The organism is Salinimicrobium sp. TIG7-5_MAKvit (genome assembly GCF_049569215.1).
In the GTDB taxonomy this organism is placed as follows: Bacteria; Bacteroidota; Bacteroidia; order Flavobacteriales; family Flavobacteriaceae; genus Salinimicrobium; species Salinimicrobium profundisediminis.
Map to the genome: position 1 here is coordinate 1,132,555 of NZ_CP145903.1, position 20,304 is coordinate 1,152,858.

Here is a 20,304-nt window from a genome sequence, read left to right on the forward strand (position 1 = left end):
ATTACTTCTTTTTGGAGACAGTTTTTTTACTGGTGGTTTTCTTAGCTGCAGTCTTTTTAGTGCCGGTAGACTTTTTAGCAGTTTTCTTTTTAGGAGCTTTTTTCTCCAGTATTCCCTTTACCTCTTCAAGCGTTAATTTTGTTGCATCTACAGTTTTGGGCAGCTCAATTTTGGTCTTTCCTTTCACAATATTAGAACGCCCCCATCTTGCCTTTTCTACCTTAATCCCTTCATCTTCCCAATTGTGGATCACCTTCTCCCGCTCTTTCCTGATCTTATCTTCAATAAGTTCCTCTATATCTTCTGCGGAAAGATTATCAAAATCGTACTTTTTATTCACGTTAATGAACATATCATTCCACTTAAGGAAAGGTCCAAAACGGCCTACCCCTTTTTGCACGGGCAGGTCTTTATATTCATAGATAGGCGCATCTGCCTTTTCTTTTTCTTTGATCAATTCCAGCGCCCGCTCCATGGTTACCTCAATAGGATCTTCACCTTTTTCAAGAGAGACGAATTTTTTCCCATATCGCACATAAGGTCCAAAGCGACCATTGTTCACCTCTACTTTTTCTCCTTCATATTCCCCAAGTTCCTTCGGAAGCTTGAACAATTCCATCGCCTCTTCAAAAGTGACAGAATCTAAGGTTTGATCTGGTGAAAGACTGGCAAATTTCGGTTTCTCCTCATCTTCAACAGAACCCATTTGCACCATAGGCCCAAATTTACCGAGCCGCACGCTTACCGGCTTTCCGGTAACAGGATCTTCCCCTAAAATTCTTTCACCCACTTCCCTTTCAGCATTTTGGGCTACGTCAAGCACATTAGGATGAAAATCACTGTAGAAGTCTTTCATCATCTTGGTCCACTCCTCTTTCCCTTCAGCTATATCATCAAAATCCTGCTCTACCTTGGCGGTGAAATTGTAATCCAGGATGCTTGAAAAATGAGTGACAAGAAAATCGTTCACTACCATCCCAACATCGGTTGGGACCAGTTTTCCTTTATCACTACCTACAGTTTCTGTAAGCTTCTTTTCATTTATTTTATCAGCCTTTAGAGTAAACTGCACATAATCACGCTCTACCCCGTCAACCGATCCTTTCTCGATATAATTCCGGTTTTGAATGGTAGAAATTGTAGGTGCGTAGGTAGACGGGCGTCCAATTCCCAGCTCTTCGAGTTTCTTTACCAATGAAGCTTCAGTATAGCGGTAAGGTGGCCGCGTAAACCTTTCGGTGGCTGTGATATAATTGTTTTTAAGATTTTCGTTTACCCTTAATGCAGGTAGCATTCCTTCCTGTTCTTGCAATTCTTCATCCTCTTCGTCGCGACCTTCCAGATAAACTTTCAGGAACCCATCAAATTTTAGAACTTCTCCATTGGCTGTGAACTGCTTATCGTGTTTATCGGCTTCAATTTTCACATTGGTTCTCTCCAGTTCGGCTTCACTCATTTGGGAAGCTATGGCACGTTTCCAGATCAATTCATACAGGCGCTGTTCATCGCGATCGGCCTGTACGCTGTGTGCTGCAAAATTTGTTGGTCGTATTGCCTCGTGAGCTTCCTGCGCCCCTTTGGTCTTTCCTTTAAACTGGCGTGTTTTACTGTACTTTTCACCATAGGCGTCTAAAATCTCTTTTTTAGCACCTTTTCTTGCATCATCAGAAAGATTTACGCTATCGGTTCTCATATAGGTAATATGCCCCGCCTCGTAGAGACGCTGCGCCATGGTCATGGTCTTACTTACTGAAAAATATAATTTTCGGGCAGCTTCCTGCTGAAGTGTTGACGTTGTAAATGGTGGTGCAGGTGATTTTTTAGCAGGTTTGGTCGTAAGATCGGCCACCTTAAAATTAGCTCCCAAATTATCTGAAAGAAACTGCTCAGCTTCAGCCTTGGTGTCAAAATTCTTAGGAAGCTTGGCTTTGAAAGATTTGCCATCTTCGTTGGTGAATTCGGCATCTATTCTAAAAGAGGCTTCAGGAATAAAACCCTGAATTTCCCGCTCTCTCTCTACAATTAACCTCACCGAAACACTTTGCACCCTTCCTGCTGAAAGACCTCCTTTTACTTTTCTCCAAAGCACCGGCGAAAGCTCGTAACCCACAAGCCTGTCAAGAACCCTGCGCGCCTGCTGGGCATTTACAAGGTTATAATTGATCCCTCTCGGGTTTTCAATCGCTTTTAGAATAGCCGATTTTGTGATCTCGTGAAAAACGATCCTTTTGGTTTTGGCTTTATCAAGATCCAGCTCTTCGGCCAGGTGCCATGCAATAGCTTCTCCCTCCCGGTCCTCATCACTCGCCAGCCATACCATTTCCGCACTCTTTGCTAAGCTCTTTAGTTTCTTAACAACATCCTTCTTGTCTTTAGATACTATATATTTAGGAGTAAAATCACCCTCGGTATCCACACCCAACTCTTTGGAAGGCAAGTCGGCAATATGACCAAAACTCGAGGCAACAGTGTAATCTTTTCCAAGAAATTTCTCGATGGTTTTAGCCTTTGCGGGGGACTCTACAATCACTAAATTCTTTGCCATAGTATCTTTTTTTGTTTTGCAAAAGTATGGGAATTTTTAAATATGACTGCAAACCGGAAATTTTTATCGTTCAAACCTACCCTAAAATAACAATTTGGTAATTAACTTAAAATGCACAATCCACCTTCGGCTGTAATATATTCTGAATATTAACAAGAAGAAATTTAAACTTCAGTCATATTATATAGAGATCATATGAAACTGAAAAATACCTTTCAAAAATGCCATTTTTGAAGCTTCAGTATTTAACTGTATCTTTTGCCTCTACTTCTTCCGAAGAAGCCTTCCAGATTTTCCTCCTGTCACTTTGTCACATACCAACTAAAACTGTATCTTTGCCCGTTCAATTGCCTCATGGCATTTTTTTGAATTATGGAGAAGATTATAGACGAAAAGCAGCAGGGAAATACATTGGTAATGGAGCCCAAAACGGGTAACGGGAAAAAGCTGATGATTGAGAGCTACGGCTGCCAAATGAACTTTAGCGACAGTGAGATCGTAGCATCAATTCTTGCTAAAGAAGGCTTTGATACCACTCAAAGTCTCGAGGAAGCCGACCTGGTTCTTATCAACACCTGCTCAATTAGAGATAAAGCAGAACAAACAGTACGAAAGCGACTGGAAAAATATAATGCTGTAAAAAAAATCAACCCGGGGATGAAGGTGGGCGTGCTTGGCTGTATGGCCGAACGCTTAAAAGCCCAGTTCCTGGAAGAAGAAAAGATTGTTGACCTTGTGGTGGGGCCCGATGCCTACAAAGACCTGCCAAACCTCATTAACGAAGTGGAAGAAGGTCGCAATGCCGTAAATGTGATCCTCTCCAAAGATGAAACTTATGGAGATATTTCTCCCGTGCGTTTGCAAAGCAACGGCGTTTCGGCCTTTGTTTCTATCACACGGGGCTGCGACAATATGTGTACGTTTTGTGTAGTACCGTTTACCCGCGGAAGAGAGCGTAGCCGTGACCCACAAAGTATAATGGAAGAGGTGAATGAACTGGCACAAAAAGGCTTTAAAGAAATCACACTTTTGGGACAGAACGTTGACAGCTATTTATGGTATGGCGGCGGACTCAAAAAGGACTTTAAAAATGCTTCGGAAATGCAAAAGGCTACCGCTACCAATTTCGCTGCCCTTTTGAGGATGGTAGCCGAAGCACATCCAAAAATGAGGATTAGGTTCTCTACTTCAAATCCGCAGGACATGACGCTTGATGTGATTGAAGCCATGGCGAAATACCCGAATATTTGTAAATATATTCACCTGCCGGTGCAAAGCGGTAGCGACAGGATCCTTAAAGCCATGAACCGTCTGCACACCCGCGAAGAATACTTTGAGTTAATTGACAACATTAGGAAACTAATGCCCGATTGTGCTATCTCCCAGGATATGATCACCGGATTCCCAACAGAAACTGAAGAAGATCACCAGGATACACTATCCCTTATGGAATATGTGAAATATGACTTCGGATTCATGTTCGCTTATTCTGAAAGACCCGGAACAATGGCCGCCAGGAAACTGGAAGACGATGTTCCTGAAGAAGTTAAGAAAAGAAGACTTACAGAAATTGTAAACCTGCAACAACAACACAGCCACTTTAGAACCCGACAGTTTGTTGGCAAGACGGTAGAGGTGTTGATCGAAAAAGAATCCAAGAAATCTGATGCTCACTGGAGTGGCAGAACTACCCAAAACACTGTGGCAGTTTTCCCAAAAGAGCAGTATAAGATTGGGGATTTTGTAAACGTGAAGATAAACGACTGTACCAGCGCCACCTTAATAGGAGAAGCGGTTGGGTATAGCGAGAATAATTAAGCCCCCTGCCCCCGAAGGGGGTGTAGGAGAGGTCTTAAAGATTTCTTTTTTTAAACTAATTGAAATGAAGAGCATACCAGAATCAGGTTCAATTAAACAAACAAATACCCCCATTGGGGGCTAGGAGGCATGGAAAGTATTCAGGCAATAAAACAGCGTTTCGGCATTTTAGGAAACGACCAGAAATTAAACAGGGCAGTAGAAAAAGCCATGCAGGTGGCGCCAACAGATATTTCTGTACTGGTCACCGGGGAAAGCGGAGTGGGAAAAGAAAGTATTCCCAAGATCATCCATGCACTCTCCCACCGCAAACACGGTAAATATATTGCTGTAAACTGCGGTGCCATCCCTGAAGGTACTATTGACAGTGAACTCTTTGGGCATGAAAAAGGTGCTTTTACAGGTGCCACTCAAACGCGAAGTGGATATTTTGAAGTGGCCGACGGCGGAACTATTTTTCTGGATGAAGTTGGCGAATTGCCACTAACCACGCAGGTACGGCTTCTGCGTGTGCTCGAAAATGGCGAATTCATCAAGGTAGGATCCTCAAAGGTGCAAAAGACCAATGTACGTATTGTCGCTGCCACCAACCTCAATATGGCCGATGCCATCAAAAAGGAAAAATTCAGGGAAGACCTTTACTACAGGTTAAGTACCGTAGAGATCTACCTACCACCATTGCGCGAACGCAAGGAAGACATCCACCTGCTCTTCAGGAAATTTGCAGCCGATTTTGCTTTGAAGTACAAAATGCCCACTATTCGGCTTGAAGACGATGCCATCAGCCTGTTGCAAAAGTATTCGTGGAATGGAAACGTGAGGCAGCTAAGAAACCTCGCCGAGCAAATTTCAGTTTTAGAACAGGAAAGAAGTATAGACGCCCAAAAATTAAAAGAATATCTTCCCGGTTACGGCAGCAACCTACCGGCCGTGATCGAGGAAAAAAAGAAAGAAAGCGACTTTAGTAATGAGCGGGAAATTCTCTACAAAGTGCTTTTTGACATGAAAAGCGATCTTAATGACCTCAAAAAGCTCACGTTAGAGCTTATGGAAAATGACGGTCATAAGAATGTGAAAGAGGAAAACGAAAGCCTGATCAATAAGATCTACGGAAATAATGACGAAGAAGATGTTATTCCCGAAGAAATAACCGACGAGGAACTCGAAGTACTTCAAATTCCGCAGCAAAATCCTTCAGATAAACAGGATAAATATTACTTTGCCGAAGAAATTGAGGAAGAAGAAACGCTGTCCCTTCAGGATAAAGAGCTGGAACTCATCAAGAAATCCCTGGAGCGCCACAACGGGAAACGAAAGGCAGCCGCCGAAGAACTGGGAATAAGTGAACGCACCCTGTATAGAAAGATCAAACAATACGACCTCTAAAAATTGCCATTTTTGACACCCCATACTTTATGAAAAAAATACAGTTGTTGCTTCTTTTAATGCTTTCCCTCAGCCTGTCATCCTGTGGCATTTATTCTTTTTCGGGAGCCGATGTGGGGAATGCGCAAACCTTTCAGGTTAATTATTTTCAGAACGCCGCAGCAATTGTGGAGCCGGGTATTGACCGTACATTCACGCTTCAGCTTCAGGATCTTATTCAGAGTCAGACGAATTTGAGCCTCACCAATGAAAATGGAGACCTGGTTTATGAAGGGGAGATCATAGATTACTATGTTGCCCCCATGAGTGCCACAGCCCAAAGTACTGCCGCACAAAACCGCCTCACCATTGTGGTCAATCTAAGGTTCTACAACACCTTAGACCCCGAAAAAGACATTTTAGACCGGCGTTTCTCGTTCTACTATGATTATCCTGCCAGTGCACAACTTATTGGGCCGGTGCTGGCAACAGCCCTTGAAGAGATCTTTACCCGCATCACTCAGGATATTTTTAATGCTACTTTGGCAAACTGGTAATGAAACAGGATGAAGTAATATCGATTCTTAAAGACCCTGCTGCCATTTCCTTTGAGCAGACAAAAGCGCTGCACGAGATTTTGAGAAAATATCCTTACTTCCAGGCGGCCCGTGCCGTGCGCCTTAAAGGATTAAAAAACGCGAACAGCCTACACTACAACAAGGAACTTAAGGTGACAGCCGCTCACACTACAGACAGAGGGGTGCTGTTTGACTTCATTACTTCAAGGGAATTCAATCAAAATGAAATTGCCGAATCTATCAAGAAGCAGGAGCAGCAACAAAAGCAACTTGAAGATAAGGCCGCGACAAAAGTTGAAAAAGAGGATGAAAACCTGACTCTTGACAAGGCACTGAAAATGAAATCTCAGGAATCTGCCCGCGTATTTGATCCGCGTTTGTTCCAAAAAAGAGAAGAAACAACTCAGCCTTCAGAAGAAGAAGATACTCTGGAAACCGGCAAACCCCTTTCCTTTAACCGCAATGAAAATCACTCATTTTCAGAATGGTTAAAACTGGCTTCAGCAAAACATGTAGAACGGGAAGAATTATCTTCGGAAGTACAGGAAGAAAAGAGCCGGAAGTTTGAACTTATTGAGGAATTCATTTCTAAAAACCCGAGGATTACCCCTTCAAAAACGGCAAAAAAAGTCAACCTTGCCGAAGACAGTCTTGCAGCGCCCGAAGCCCTTATGACAGAGACTTTAGCACGGGTTTACCTCGAACAGAAAAACTACAAAAAAGCCATCCAGGCATATAAAATTTTAATTTTGAAAAATCCGGAAAAAAGTGGTTTCTTTGCAGACCAAATTCGGGCAATCGAAAAATTACAGGAAAATAATAGTTAAGCATAATGAGCACATTTACAATCTTTTTAACGCTAATCATTATAGTAGCGTTCCTACTGGTAGTAGTAATCATGGTTCAAAACCCTAAAGGCGGCGGGTTATCTTCGGCTTTTGGCGGTGGCGCAAACCAGATTGGTGGAGTTCAAAAAACATCAGATTTTTTGGATAAAAGTACCTGGACGCTTGCAACCCTTCTTCTTGTGCTTATCCTGCTTTCTAATGTAACTATTATGGATGGCAACGGAGTAGGAGAATCTAAGATCATGGGGGGAGAACCTGAAGTAGAAACTAACGTTCCTGCACCTGTCGAAGCTCCTGTGACTACCCCTGCAGAGCAGAACTAAAAAACTTAAGACATATATACAAATGCCAGCTTATGACAAGCTGGCATTTTTTTTTGACTTTTGTCAGCATTTTTCAAGTGGCACAATTTTCGTCTCTTAGGCTATTCAAACAAAGAATTTATTAACTAAAATACATTTGAAAAATGGCACTAAACATTAAACCTCTTTCAGACAGAGTACTTGTTGAGCCTGCCGCAGCCGAAACTCAGACTGCATCAGGTATTTACATTCCCGAAACCGCAAAGGAGAAACCACAAAAAGGTACCGTAGTAGCCGTAGGTGGCGGTAAAAAAGACCACGACATGACCGTTAAGGTTGGTGACAGTGTACTTTATGGAAAATACGCAGGTACCGAGCTCAAACTGGAAGGTAAAGATTACCTTATCATGAGAGAGGATGATATTCTTGCTATAGTATAAAACCCTGAAGTAATAATCGCATTATTTTCTGGCGGTTCTTCACCTCAACTATTTTTTAGAATCAACTAACTAATTCCCGATCAGGGGAAGAAAAAAATTAAATAAAATGGCAAAAGAAATAAAATTTGATATTGAAGCCCGCGACGGTATTAAACGCGGAGTGGATGCATTGGCAAATGCTGTAAAAGTAACTTTAGGGCCTAAAGGCCGTAACGTGATCATCAACAAATCTTTTGGAGCTCCTGTAGTGACAAAAGACGGGGTGACCGTGGCAAAAGAAATTGAACTTGAAGATGCTCTTGAGAACATGGGAGCTCAAATGGTTAAGGAAGTAGCTTCCAAAACCAATGATATCGCCGGTGACGGTACTACCACTGCAACTGTACTTGCCCAGGCTATCGTAAAAGAAGGCCTTAAGAACGTTGCTGCCGGTGCAAACCCAATGGATCTTAAACGCGGAATTGACAAGGCTGTTGAAGCTTTGACTGCCAACCTTAAAGAGCAAACCCAGCAGGTAGGTGATTCTTCAGAAAAGATCAAGCAGGTAGCTTCAATCTCTGCCAACAACGATGACCAGATTGGTGAACTTATCGCCCAGGCTTTCGGAAAAGTTGGAAAAGAAGGAGTGATCACTGTTGAAGAAGCTAAAGGAACCGAAACTTACGTTGACGTTGTTGAAGGAATGCAGTTTGACCGCGGATACCTTTCTCCTTACTTCGTTACCAACAGCGAGAAAATGACTGCCGATCTTGAAGATCCATACATCCTTATCTATGACAAGAAGATCTCTTCAATGAAAGACCTGCTTCCTGTACTTGAGCCAGTTGCTCAGTCTGGAAAGCCCCTTTTGATCATTGCTGAAGACGTAGACGGCGAAGCCCTTGCCACTCTTGTAGTGAACAAACTAAGAGGTTCTTTGAAAATTGCTGCTGTTAAAGCTCCGGGATTTGGAGACAGAAGAAAAGCAATGCTTGAAGATATCGCCATCCTTACAGGTGGTACTGTGATCTCTGAAGAAAGAGGATTCACTCTTGAGAACGCAACACTTGATATGCTTGGTACTGCTGAAAAAGTAGCTATCGATAAAGATAACACAACTGTAGTGAACGGTGCCGGTGACAACCAGGTGATCAAAGACCGTGTGAACCAGATCAAGGCTCAGATGGAAACTACAACTTCCGATTATGACAAAGAAAAACTTCAGGAGCGTTTGGCTAAACTAGCCGGAGGTGTTGCCGTACTTTACGTAGGTGCAGCTTCAGAAGTTGAAATGAAAGAGAAGAAAGATCGTGTAGACGATGCCCTTCACGCAACCCGTGCGGCTGTAGAAGAAGGTATTGTTGCCGGTGGTGGTGTTGCCCTTGTACGCGCCAAAGCTGTGCTTGCAAACCTTGAGTCTTACAACGCCGATGAAGCTACAGGAATCCAAATTGTAGGTCGTGCTATCGAAGCTCCTCTTAGAACAATTGTTGAAAACGCAGGTGGCGAAGGCTCTGTAGTGATCAACAAGGTGCTTGAAGGAAAAGACAACTACGGTTACGATGCAAAATCTGACTCTTATGTAGACATGATGAAAGCCGGAATTATCGATCCTAAGAAAGTAACAAGAGTAGCTCTTGAAAACGCTGCTTCGGTTGCCGGAATGATCCTTACTACCGAGTGCTCTTTGGTTGATATCAAAGAAGACAACGCCGGAGGCGGAATGCCACAAGGAATGGGTGGCGGCATGCCCGGAATGATGTAAAATAGACATTAGATTTTAGAAGTGACAAGTTAGATCTTCTTCTGAAATCTTAATTTTGATTTTATAGAAAAACCCGCTTCATTGCTGAAGCGGGTTTTTTATTTTCACCCTTAGGCGACATAGACTTTCAAAAATGGCATTTTTAAGGCTTCTTCTTTTTACTGCGGAAATATTACTTTCTTAGGAAATAGTTTTCTTCTGAAGAAGAATGCAAGAGAGCCAACTCTCCTTCTTTGAGCACAAAACTTCTGAAGACCAGGTGTCAAAAATGGCATTTTCAGAATATCTTTTTGAAGTTTTTCCTGAAATAGATTGCAGCGAACACCACCTTGATTTCTACTGAAATAAACTCTTCTGAAGAAGAATTTTTCCTGATAATACACATTTTTGAGACCATAACTTCTGAAAGAGAGGTGTCAAAAATGGTATTTTGGGATACCTATTTTTTAAACATTTACTGAAGTTTTATCAATAGCATCTAAGGCCTTCCTCGCCTGAAGCAGATGCCTTAGAATTAATGAAGCTGATCTCACTTTTTCATAAAATCAAAAGCTCCTTTTCGAAGGTTGATGCCGTATTCGGTATAGGCTTTAAGGCAATCCAGAAAATTCATCCAACCTCCCGAATTCTCACCATACCATTTTATACCAGCTTCATTGGCTTCAATCTTCCCTTCTGTGAGCTTTACGAGGGTTTGATTATCAGAGATTTTCTCAAGCACAATTTCTACTGTAGTTTTATAACCTTCGGCTCCATCCCACTCAAAAATGACATTTTTGGGAGGCTTTACCATTAGTATCCTGACAGGAAAACTTTCTGGCGCCTCGCTGAAAGTCCAGAGCACAGTCTGCCCCTCCTCCATTCTTCCGGAGGCGTGAGAAATGAAGTAGGAAGACATTTTTTCGGGTTCTGTGATGGCATCAAAAACCCAGCGTTGTGATCGGGCGATCTGTATGTTCGTCTTTATTTCGAGAGCTTCCATTTTACGTATTGCCTTCGGGCTTGCAATAATTAATGATCCAGGTTACACCGAATTTATCTGTACACATTCCGTAGTAGCTTCCCCAGAAAACATCGCCAATTTGCATGGTAATTTTACCTTCACTGCAAAGGCTTTCAAAAAGCTGATCGGCCTGTTCTTTGGTTTCGGTATTAATAGAGAGCGAGACGTTGTTGCCCACCACTACATCGGGGCACCAGCCATCATCGCAGTCGCTGCCCATAAGCAGGCATTTTTCGTCCAGGGGCAGGACGATGTGCATAATCTTGTTCATTCTATCTTCGGGGATAGACAAACCTTCTTCTGAAGGGATGTCGCGAAACCTTCCTATGTAAGAGAATTCACCTCCAAACACTGATTTATAGAAGTTGAAGGCCTCTTCGCAATTACCCGGAAAAGTTAAGTAGGGGTTTAATGTTTCCATTTTAAACTGATTTACAAAACATTACATCTTAACTAATTTACTGGAATATTTGGATTGTTATATTAAAATTTTCCAAAATTAGGAGCAGGAAAAAATCGTCTAAACAAAAAAAGCCACGCAGTACGCGTGGCTTCTAACTTTATGTTCTAATTTTTTTTATGCTATGAAACCGCCTTAAGCCTTTTTATACCCGATTTGTCGAGTTTCTCTTCGGCATATTCTTTATCTACCACCAGCTGGTTTGAGGTACCTTCGGGCATTTCAAACATGGCATCGGTAAGTATGGCTTCACATAGGGAACGCAATCCACGGGCACCAAGTTTGTATTCGATGGCTTTTTCCACAATAAAATCGAGGGCCTCATCGGTAATACTAAATTCGATATCATCCATCTCAAACAGTTTTTGATACTGCTTGATAATGGCATTTTTAGGCTGCGTAAGTATAGATCTAAGCGTTTTGCGGTCTAGCGGGTTCATGTGTGTAAGTACCGGAAGACGCCCAATGATCTCGGGAATCAACCCAAAATCTTTAAGGTCTTTAGGGATAATGTACTTCAACAGGTTCTCACGCTCTATAGCCTCATCATTCTTTGATGCGCTAAACCCAACCGCCTGCATGTTAAGGCGCTTGCTGATGTTCTTCTCAATACCATCAAAAGCCCCTCCGGTAACAAAGAGGATATTTTCGGTATCTACCTCGATGAACTTTTGATCGGGGTGTTTACGGCCTCCTTTTGGCGGCACGTTCACGGTAGTTCCTTCCAAAAGCTTCAATAAAGCCTGCTGTACCCCTTCTCCCGAAACATCGCGGGTAATTGAAGGGTTATCGCTTTTGCGGGCAATCTTGTCTATCTCATCAATGAACACGATACCGTGCTGTGCTTTTTCAAGATTATAATCGGCTGCCTGCAATAAGCGGGTAAGAATACTTTCAACATCCTCGCCCACATAACCAGCCTCGGTCAATACGGTTGCATCTACAATGGCCAGCGGCACGTTAAGCATTTTGGCAATGGTCTTTGCCATTAGGGTCTTACCGGTACCGGTTTCCCCAACCATGATGATATTACTCTTCTGGATCTCGATATCGTCATTATTGGCTGGCTGCAACAACCTTTTGTAGTGGTTGTAAACCGCCACAGAAAGCACTTTTTTAGTGTGCTCCTGCCCAATTACATATTGATCCAAAAAGCCTTTAATCGCTTTGGGTTTTCTTAGCTTTAGTTCAGATGAAAGCTCACCCGAGCTGTCTTGCTTTGATTCTTCTATAACGATCCCATGGGCCTGCTCAATACACCGGTCGCAAATATGAGCGTCAAGTCCGGCGATAAGCAGGTTGGTTTCAGGTTTTTTCCTTCCGCAGAAGGAACATTCTAGTTCTTCTTTTGCCATAAATTTTTTCTTCTAACCATTAAAGGTCTTCAGTATTCTTTAAAGAGATTATTTATCCCTTGTTAGAATCTCATCAATCATACCATATTCTAAAGCCTTATCAGCTTTCATCCAGTAATCGCGATCACTGTCTTCATGGATCTTCTCATAGGTTTGACCCGAATGCTTGGCAATGATATCATAAAGCTCCTTCTTTAAAATAAGGATCTCACGGGCAGTGATCTCAATATCACTTGCCTGCCCCTGCGCTCCACCAAGAGGCTGGTGAATCATAACGCGAGAATGCGGCAAACCACTTCTTTTTCCTTTTTCCCCTGCACATAAAAGCACCGCGCCCATAGAGGCAGCCATACCTGTACAAATTGTAGCTACATCGGGCTTTATGAACTGCATGGTATCATAAATACCAAGGCCGGCATAAACACTACCTCCCGGGGAATTGATGTAGATTTGAATGTCTTTTGAAGAGTCTGTACTCTCCAAAAACAGCAATTGCGCCTGAATAATATTGGCTACCTGGTCGCTAATACCCGTACCAAGAAAAATAATACGATCCATCATTAAACGGGAGAAAACATCAAAAATAGCAATGTTCATCTGCCTCTCTTCAATAATGTTTGGCGTCATACCCTGCGGGTACATGCTGCTTATTATTTTATTGTAATAGTTACTGTTAATCCCGTGATGCTGGGTGGCGTATTTCTCAAATTCTTTTCCGTAATCCATTGAATTTATGTCGTTTTGTTGGGGTTAAACAAAGAGGTTAACACCTCTCTCTTAGTTGCCAAAAAAGGCGTTATCCCGCACTTGGTCTAACGCCCTTAAAGATATAAGTATTAATTAAGAAAAGTTCTATTCGTAAACTTCTTTAACAAATTCTTCGTATGTCACTTCTTTCTCCTCAAGATTCACCTTTTCCTTGTAAAGGGAAAGTAGTTTTTGGTTCATTAACTGCTCAGAAAGGCGTTTTACTTCATCCTGACGGGAAAGGATTCGGGCCGCGATATCGTCAAGTTCCTTTTCTTCAGGGTTCATTTGGCCAAACTGCGCCATTTGTTCTTTGATCCTTTCTTTAGCGAAAGCTTTAAGGTCTTCAAACTTCACTTCAAGATTATTATCCTGGATCAATTTACCTTCAATCAACTGGAACCTTAATCCTTTTTCGCTTTTTTCGTACTCCTCTTGCGCCTCTTCAGCTGAAAGTTCTTTTTCTCCTGCAGTCTGGATCCACTTCTGAAGAAATTCCTTCGGAAGGTCGAACTGAGTGTTTTTGATCAGCATTTCAGTAACATCATTCAGCAATTGCTGATCGCTTTGCTGCTCAAATTGTTTGGCCGCATCTTCTTTGATCTTCTCTTTTAGTTCGGTTACCGAAGTTACTTCCCCTTCGCCAAAGAGCTTATCAAACAACTCCTGATCTAAATCTGCAAGCTCCTGAGTGTTTACTTCCTCTACGTGAAATTCTACCTCAACATCAAGCCCATGCGCTTTGTCATGCTCAACCTCAAGGAAATCCATCAATTGATGGTCATCTTCAAAAAGGCCTTTAGTGCTCACTTTTACAGTATCACCTGCTTTTGCACCAAGGAAAGGCTCCTTATTTTTGACCTTTTCAAGAGGTAAAGTAGTTTTGTTCTCTATTCCTTCAGCCTCATTTTTAAAGGTACCGGAAAGCTGGTCGCCTTCTTCGGCAGATTCTTTAGAAACAAGTTTTCCATATTGCTTCTGAAGAGTTTTTACCTGGTTATCGATCATCTCGTCACCGGCAACAATGTTATAATGAGTAATTGGCTTCTCGTTGTCAAGGCTCACCTCAAACTGTGGAGAAAGGCCCAGTTCAAACTCGAAGGTATAGTTGTCGCTATCCCAGTCGAAATTTTCCTGCTCCTTTGGAAGCGGATTTCCAAGAACATCCAGTTTTTCTTCAGTAAGATATTTGTTAAGGGCATCCTGAAGCAGCTTGTTTACCTCATCTACCAAAACTGCCTTCCCGTATTGCTTCTTCACCATCCCCATAGGCACATGCCCTTTACGGAAGCCAGGAATATTTGCATTTTTACGGTAGTCTTTCAGGACTTTTTCAACTTTGCCGCTATAGTCTTCTTTGGCTATATCAACCTTGAGGACTGCATTAAGTTCGTCAATGTTCTCTCTCGTTATATTCATTATAAGCGCTTATAAAAATTGGTTTGCAAAAGTACAACTTTTTTAAGAGCAAGCAAAGTTTCAAAAAGCTGAAATTCAGAAGGCTTTATTTCCTTTCGGCAATTGAGAAAAAGATTGATTGAATAATTGACAGCAAGATACTAAAGAGCACTGCAATCCAAAATCCGCTCACCTGGAATCCGCTTACAAAAGCATCTACCAAAAGGATGATAATGGCATTGATCACTATAAGAAAAAGGCCAAAGGTAAGCAGGGTAACAGGAAGTGTGAGAAGCACCAGGACGGGTTTCACTATAAAATTAAGCAGCGCCAGGACCAGGGCCACAACTATAGCCGTCACGTATCCTGTAACTGTTACACCCGGAAGAAAATTTGCAAGAAACACCACTACTACAGCGGTGAGGAGGATTCTTAAAAGAAAGGTCATAGGTTTTGAATTTAACACTAAGATACTACTTTGAACGAAAAACGCCGGGACCAGCCCGACGTTTTAATACATTTTTAAAGAAGGTGGGAATTAATTACCCACATCATTACTCGGAGTTACGGTTCCGTAGTTTCCAATATTCACGGTGGGAACTTCAGAATTATAGGTTTTGTTGATCTCTTCAATAATTTTGTTGGCTACTAAAGCGTATCCACGGGGCGTAAGGTGGATCCCATCAAGAGAGAAAGCACCACCACTACCAAAGGTTGATGTCACAGTGCCTTCATCAAAAGAAATTCCCGTAGTTGCTACCTTGTTAAGCAAAGCGGCAGCATCTACATGAGCCAACCCATTTGCCTGGGCAAGAGCTAGAATAGTTTCGTTATACTTAGCTGTGGCATTTCTAATGTTCTGGATTTCCTGAATATCAAGAGCATCTTTATCATCAATACCATTTACAGCCTCCAAAACCAACTGAGCCTGCTCTGGTGTTGGCTGACCTCCCTGCTGAAGTATACCTAAAACCTGCATCACTTCTGGACCTACCGCTGCAGAACCATATCCCTGAGTTGGAATGGCAGTACGATCTATAGTGAAAAGCAACAATTCTTCTTCAGTCATTTGTCTAAACCCAAGAGGATTAGTCTGAGTTTCGGGAACATCAATAACGAATCTATTTGGCCCCTCACTAAAAGTAAGTGCATATTGAGAAGCGATTTGCGCTGCCTGCTCCTGCGGCACTTGCTGTTGCATTAGAACCTGGGTGAAAATCCCGGCCACAGCCTGGAAAAACCCGGTAAGATTGGCAGCCTGTTCAGCACTAAGCACTAAAGCATTATTAGGAATAGTGGTAAAAAACGGCACATCGGTTACATCGGGGATATTGATTAAAACCCCTTCTTCTGCTCCAGATTGAACTAATCCATTTACAAGTTGCGTATATGCCCCGGTGAACATCGCCGGGTCTGTTATACTCGCTTCATTTAAACCCCCTGTGGTTGCGTATCCTAACACATCATTATTCCCAATCCATAAGCTGAAGAAAGTAGGCTGTTGAGCCACAGCATCTTCAAGAACAGAAGCTTCAGGAGAAGAAGCAAAACGCACAAAGTATGGATTTGCAGTTGCAGGATCGGCCATTAGCCCGGCAGGATTCCCATACCCAGGTGCCAATAAATGGTAACTTCTGGCTCCGGGAACTCCCATATTATTGAAAGGCCCTGTTAATTTGTTTAAAACATTCGTGGTAGGCGCCATTCCGGTATAAACTTTAGGGGTTTGTACAGGCTCCCCCTCTTCATTAAAAAGAGTCTCAAGCACAAGCCTGTTACTGGTAATTTGCTGGTCTCCTGCCAGTAAACCACCTGCATTATCGGCCATGTAAGGAATTCTGAATTCCTGGGTTTCCTGCACTTTAGCGAACTGCTGTGCCAGGATGTTTGGATAAGAATTCTGCTGCCCGGTGATATAGAGTGCGTTATCTGCATATCCGGCAGTTAGCGAGTTTCCTAAAGCCACGTAGTTGGAGAAATCGGCTTCTCCATTACTATACGCATCCTGCTCGTCTACGGGATTATCAAATTCAGGTTCACATGCAACCATTCCCAGCGCCAGGATTCCGATGTATTTTATATAATTTCTCATATTCTAATTCTTTTATTACATTTTATAAGTTACTCCAATCCCTGGAATAAAGGCTACAGATTTATAAGTACCTCCAAATGGGACACCCTCATAATCGGGGAAATCTTGTGGGTTTGGATTATAGACCGCATCAACTTCATCAAATCTTATATAAGCGAAAGATGCATCTATAGCCAGTCTTGAAGTAACATCAAGTGAAAGACCTGCTGTAAAACCCATGGAATCATTACGGGGAGTTTCGGGAGCAAAATAACCTTCCTGAACTGGAGATTCATCAAAGTAATAACCTGCACGCAGGGTCAACTTATCTGTAGCTTCGTACTGCGCTCCAAATCTCCATGTGTTTGAATCTTCATAAGCACGTGGATTCTCTGATACCCCAAGGGCAGGATTTGCAAATTCGATATCCAGAGCTTCATAAACACTCCAGAAAGTCCTGTTATAATCGAAAGCAAGCAACCATTTTTCGTTCAGTTGATAAGACAATCCCACGGTAAACTCTGCTGGCAATGGCAACTGTGCATCAAAAGTAGTATCGCTAAAAGGCGCTAAAGGAGTATTGGGAATATTTTCAAAATCGGCATCCCCATCTTCAGCATTCATAATGATCTCTGAACGGTAGTTGATTCCTATTCTGAAGTCTTCGGTTGCTGTAAACAGCGCTCCTGCAGACCATCCCCATTCGTTTACACCCGAAGCATCAATGGTTACATTTGACCTGTTACCATCAATATCGGTAAGAGTTCTACTCAGGTTTCGGTTAAAGTTTACTGAACCGGTAACAAAGATTGGACCTCCCCCAACACTTAAGAAATCGGCAACTTTATAAGAAACAAGCGGTTGGATGTAAATTGCCTGCAGCTCAATATCGTTTACAAGGTGAGAGCCTGCCCAATCTTTTTCCCATTTTACGGTACTTCCATAAGGAGTATAGACACTTAAGCCCACCGCAAGGTTTTCATTCAGTTTATAAGAAGCATTGAAGTAAAACGGTGTTCCGGCAGGATTATCGGTGCGTGCACTCTCTCCTGTGTCTTCGTTTTGCCATGCAACTTCAGAAAAAACCGCACTTACCCCTGCAGAAACAGTTAGTCGGTTTTCAAGATAAACCAGTCCCGCAGGGTTAAAGAATCCCAACTCGGCACTGTTAACAACGGCAACTCCCGTGTGTCCCATGGCCAGCGCTCGCTGCCCCTGCACCCCAACACGGTAACCTCCGGCATAAGTTATAGCACCTGCAAGCGCAAATACCATTGACAATAATACTTTTCTCATAATAATGTGTGTAGATTAATAAAGGATCAATGCTCAAAAATAGCATAAATTGCATATAAGGCAAGAAAAACCTCAATTTATTACGCGTGCATAATAAATTAGCTTCTAAATGGAGAGAAATTTCATGACCTGCTCATAAAATTCTTTCTTATTCTCAGCGTGCACCCAGTGGCCTGCGCGTGAAATTACCGAGAGCGTAGCATTGGGAAAATGCTTTTTTATGAGCCCCTCGTCTTCTGAAATAATATAATTTGATCTCTCCCCTTTAATAAACAGGGTGGGTTTTGTAAAAGTATAATCGTTGGGCAGGCTTTGTCCCAGCTCTTCAATTTCTTTTGTAAGCACCTCCAGATTAAGCCTTAAGCCAAGTCTTTCTTTTTGCTTCCAGTACAGGTTTTTCAGCAAAAACATTCTTACGGCCTTTTCAGGCACGTGTTTGGCAAGTACCTCATCTGCATCTCCCCGTGAGTTGAGCGTGGCATCGTCTACAGCTTTTAACCCCTCCAGGATCTGCTGATGGTGAGGGGCATAATATTTTGGTGCTATGTCTACCACCACCAGTTTATCAATGAGGTGCGGAAAAAGCGCCGCAGCTGTCATGGCCGATTTCCCCCCCATAGAATGCCCTATTAAAATGACATTTTTGAGGCTGTAGTTTCCAATGTATTCTTTGACGTCTTTAGCCAGTTCGGTATAATTAAAAACCTCACTGTGTGGGCTACGACCGTGGTTTCTTTGATCAATGAGATGAACCTGGAAACCTGCCTCCGAAAATTCATTCCCAAGGGTCTTCCAGTTATCGCTCATGCCCAAAAATCCGTGAAGGATCAATATGGGCTGCCCCTCTCCCAGAATTGTAGAATGTAGTTTCATTAGCTTCTTAACAAACTTAGATATTGATTAATAACATACTCCATTCCCTGGTACAGAGATTCGGCTATCAAAGCGTGACCTATAGACACCTCCAGCAGCCCCGGAACATTCTTCTGAAAGTATTCAATATTACTCAGAGAAAGATCATGCCCTGCATTTATTCCCAGTCCGAGATCTATGGCCGTTTCGGCACACAATTTATAGGGCTTTACCCCGTCTTTATTGCCTTTAGCGAACTGCCTTGCATATTCTTCAGTGTAAAGTTCAATGCGATCGGTACCGGTTTCTACAGCGCCTTTCACCATCTCTGGGTCGGGGTCTACAAAAATGGACGTGCGAATGCCGTTACTTTTAAATTCTGAAATGATCTCCTTTAAATAATCGCGATGTTTTATGGTATCCCAACCTGCATTTGAAGTTATGGCTTCTTCGGCATCGGGAACAAGAGTAACCTGCTCGGGCTTCACTTTTAGCACAAGATCCATAAACTTCTGAACGGGATTTCCTTCAATATTAAATTCCGTAGAAACCACCGGCTTAAGATCAAACACGTCCTGGTATCTTATATGGCGCTCATCGGGCCGTGGATGTACGGTGATTCCCTGCCCTCCAAACCGCTGGACATCTTTTGCTACCTGCACAAGGTTAGGAACATCTCCTCCCCGACTGTTTCGAAGAGTTGCAATCTTATTTATATTAACGCTTAATTTTGTCATTTTTGGCACCTGTTTTCAACAAAAATACAAAGTTGAATAAGCAAAGAAATACTTTATTTTGATTAATTTGCAGAAAAAGCCCCGGGTAATGAACATTCAGCCATATATTCTTAATGAAATTAAAATTCCGCAGTTTCACACCCCAATATTTGAGGTGCTGAAAATTTTTGATGTATCCGCCTACTCTCATTTACCCGTATTACAGGGAGATATCTATATGGGCAGTATTCCCGTAGCCGACGCCAGGATCTTTGAACCACAGCAACCAGTTGAAGAATTTCAATATGCCCTGGAAGGATTTTTTGTTAGAGATACAGACAACTGGATAGATGTGTTGCACAATTTTTCAAAAAATGATGCCAACTTAATGCCTGTTTTAGATGAGAACAACCAGTTTTTAGGATATCTCGAACTCCAGGACATCATGAATTTATTCACAGAATCTCCTTTTCTGAACAATCCCGGTAGCATTATAGTGGTTGAAAAAGGTATTAAAGACTACTCATTTAGTGAAATATGTCAAATTGTAGAATCAAATGGCACCCATGTGTTAGGAGCATTTGTTTCGGGCACAGAAAATGACCGTACTCAAATTACGCTTAAAACCGGAAGCGTCCCTTTAAATGCCATTTTTCAAACCTTTAGAAGATATGGCTATGAGGTAATTTCTCAACATCCCGAAGATTCTTTTTCTTCTAACCTGCAGGACCGTTCGCGTTATCTGGATAAATATTTAAATATCTAG

At 42.3% G+C, this 20,304-nt stretch carries 20 protein-coding genes; 9 read left to right on the forward strand and 11 right to left on the reverse strand.

What is annotated here, in order from left to right; all coding sequences use genetic code 11:
• Position 1: 1 nt before the first annotated feature.
• Complete coding sequence (gene topA / locus V5739_RS05135) at positions 2-2,545, reverse strand: type I DNA topoisomerase (protein WP_423819898.1); 2,544 nt, start codon at positions 2,543-2,545, stop codon at positions 2-4.
• Positions 2,546-2,917: 372 nt separating this feature from the next.
• On the opposite strand from topA, the gene miaB reads away from it, so the two are divergent.
• The 8 genes from miaB (at position 2,918) to V5739_RS05175 (ending at position 9,983) form a co-directional block, all read left to right on the forward strand.
• Positions 2,918-4,363: a tRNA (N6-isopentenyl adenosine(37)-C2)-methylthiotransferase MiaB gene (gene miaB / locus V5739_RS05140; protein WP_423819899.1), complete on the forward strand. Its 1,446-nt coding sequence runs from the start codon at positions 2,918-2,920 to the stop codon at positions 4,361-4,363.
• 129 nt (positions 4,364-4,492) lie between these two features.
• Positions 4,493-5,749 (forward strand): sigma-54 interaction domain-containing protein, encoded by a 1,257-nt coding sequence (locus tag V5739_RS05145; RefSeq protein WP_423819900.1) that lies wholly within the window; start codon positions 4,493-4,495, stop codon positions 5,747-5,749.
• A 29-nt stretch (positions 5,750-5,778) separates the two neighbouring features.
• A complete protein-coding gene (gene lptE, locus V5739_RS05150; RefSeq protein WP_423819901.1) occupies positions 5,779-6,285 on the forward strand; it encodes an LPS assembly lipoprotein LptE in 507 nt (168 codons plus the stop codon).
• Positions 6,285-7,133, forward strand: coding sequence for a hypothetical protein (locus tag V5739_RS05155; RefSeq protein WP_423819902.1), 849 nt, complete (start codon positions 6,285-6,287; stop codon positions 7,131-7,133). The genes lptE and V5739_RS05155 overlap by 1 nt, the downstream gene beginning before the upstream one ends.
• Before the next feature lie 5 nt (positions 7,134-7,138).
• Positions 7,139-7,477 (forward strand): preprotein translocase subunit SecG, encoded by a 339-nt coding sequence (gene secG, locus V5739_RS05160; protein ID WP_266068454.1) that lies wholly within the window; start codon positions 7,139-7,141, stop codon positions 7,475-7,477.
• A 143-nt stretch (positions 7,478-7,620) separates the two neighbouring features.
• Positions 7,621-7,896: a co-chaperone GroES gene (locus V5739_RS05165; protein WP_029038864.1), complete on the forward strand. Its 276-nt coding sequence runs from the start codon at positions 7,621-7,623 to the stop codon at positions 7,894-7,896.
• A gap of 106 nt (positions 7,897-8,002) precedes the next feature.
• Positions 8,003-9,640 (forward strand): chaperonin GroEL, encoded by a 1,638-nt coding sequence (gene groL, locus V5739_RS05170; RefSeq protein WP_423819903.1) that lies wholly within the window; start codon positions 8,003-8,005, stop codon positions 9,638-9,640.
• A 208-nt stretch (positions 9,641-9,848) separates the two neighbouring features.
• On the forward strand, positions 9,849-9,983 hold the full coding sequence (locus V5739_RS05175) for a hypothetical protein (RefSeq protein ID WP_423819904.1): 135 nt from the start codon (positions 9,849-9,851) through the stop codon (positions 9,981-9,983).
• Positions 9,984-10,169: 186 nt separating this feature from the next.
• On the opposite strand, the gene V5739_RS05180 is transcribed toward V5739_RS05175, so the two are convergent.
• The 10 genes from V5739_RS05180 to V5739_RS05225 all read right to left on the reverse strand — a co-directional run bounded on the left by V5739_RS05180 (position 10,170) and on the right by V5739_RS05225 (position 19,559).
• On the reverse strand, positions 10,170-10,622 hold the full coding sequence (locus tag V5739_RS05180; protein WP_423819905.1) for an SRPBCC domain-containing protein: 453 nt from the start codon (positions 10,620-10,622) through the stop codon (positions 10,170-10,172).
• A 1-nt stretch (position 10,623) separates the two neighbouring features.
• Positions 10,624-11,064, reverse strand: coding sequence for a VOC family protein (locus V5739_RS05185; protein WP_423819906.1), 441 nt, complete (start codon positions 11,062-11,064; stop codon positions 10,624-10,626).
• A 161-nt stretch (positions 11,065-11,225) separates the two neighbouring features.
• The gene (gene clpX, locus V5739_RS05190; protein WP_266068448.1) at positions 11,226-12,458 is read right to left on the reverse strand and encodes an ATP-dependent Clp protease ATP-binding subunit ClpX; all 1,233 of its coding nucleotides are present in this window, start codon (positions 12,456-12,458) and stop codon (positions 11,226-11,228) included.
• A 48-nt stretch (positions 12,459-12,506) separates the two neighbouring features.
• A complete protein-coding gene (gene clpP / locus V5739_RS05195; protein WP_266068447.1) occupies positions 12,507-13,184 on the reverse strand; it encodes an ATP-dependent Clp endopeptidase proteolytic subunit ClpP in 678 nt (225 codons plus the stop codon).
• Positions 13,185-13,310: 126 nt separating this feature from the next.
• The gene (tig, locus tag V5739_RS05200; RefSeq protein WP_423819907.1) at positions 13,311-14,624 is read right to left on the reverse strand and encodes a trigger factor; all 1,314 of its coding nucleotides are present in this window, start codon (positions 14,622-14,624) and stop codon (positions 13,311-13,313) included.
• Between the two features lie 85 nt (positions 14,625-14,709).
• The gene (locus tag V5739_RS05205) at positions 14,710-15,051 is read right to left on the reverse strand and encodes a phage holin family protein (RefSeq protein WP_266068445.1); all 342 of its coding nucleotides are present in this window, start codon (positions 15,049-15,051) and stop codon (positions 14,710-14,712) included.
• 90 nt (positions 15,052-15,141) lie between these two features.
• Positions 15,142-16,695, reverse strand: coding sequence for an SGNH/GDSL hydrolase family protein (locus V5739_RS05210; RefSeq protein ID WP_266068444.1), 1,554 nt, complete (start codon positions 16,693-16,695; stop codon positions 15,142-15,144).
• Positions 16,696-16,710: 15 nt separating this feature from the next.
• Positions 16,711-17,970, reverse strand: coding sequence for an OmpP1/FadL family transporter (locus tag V5739_RS05215; RefSeq protein ID WP_423819908.1), 1,260 nt, complete (start codon positions 17,968-17,970; stop codon positions 16,711-16,713).
• A gap of 105 nt (positions 17,971-18,075) precedes the next feature.
• Positions 18,076-18,843, reverse strand: a complete 768-nt coding sequence (locus tag V5739_RS05220; RefSeq protein WP_423819909.1) for an alpha/beta fold hydrolase — start codon at positions 18,841-18,843, stop codon at positions 18,076-18,078.
• A complete protein-coding gene (locus V5739_RS05225; RefSeq protein ID WP_423819910.1) occupies positions 18,843-19,559 on the reverse strand; it encodes a pyridoxine 5'-phosphate synthase in 717 nt (238 codons plus the stop codon). Before V5739_RS05225 ends, V5739_RS05220 begins: the two co-directional genes overlap by 1 nt.
• 88 nt (positions 19,560-19,647) lie before the next feature.
• On the opposite strand from V5739_RS05225, the gene V5739_RS05230 reads away from it, so the two are divergent.
• Positions 19,648-20,304: a CBS domain-containing protein gene (locus V5739_RS05230; RefSeq protein WP_423819911.1), complete on the forward strand. Its 657-nt coding sequence runs from the start codon at positions 19,648-19,650 to the stop codon at positions 20,302-20,304.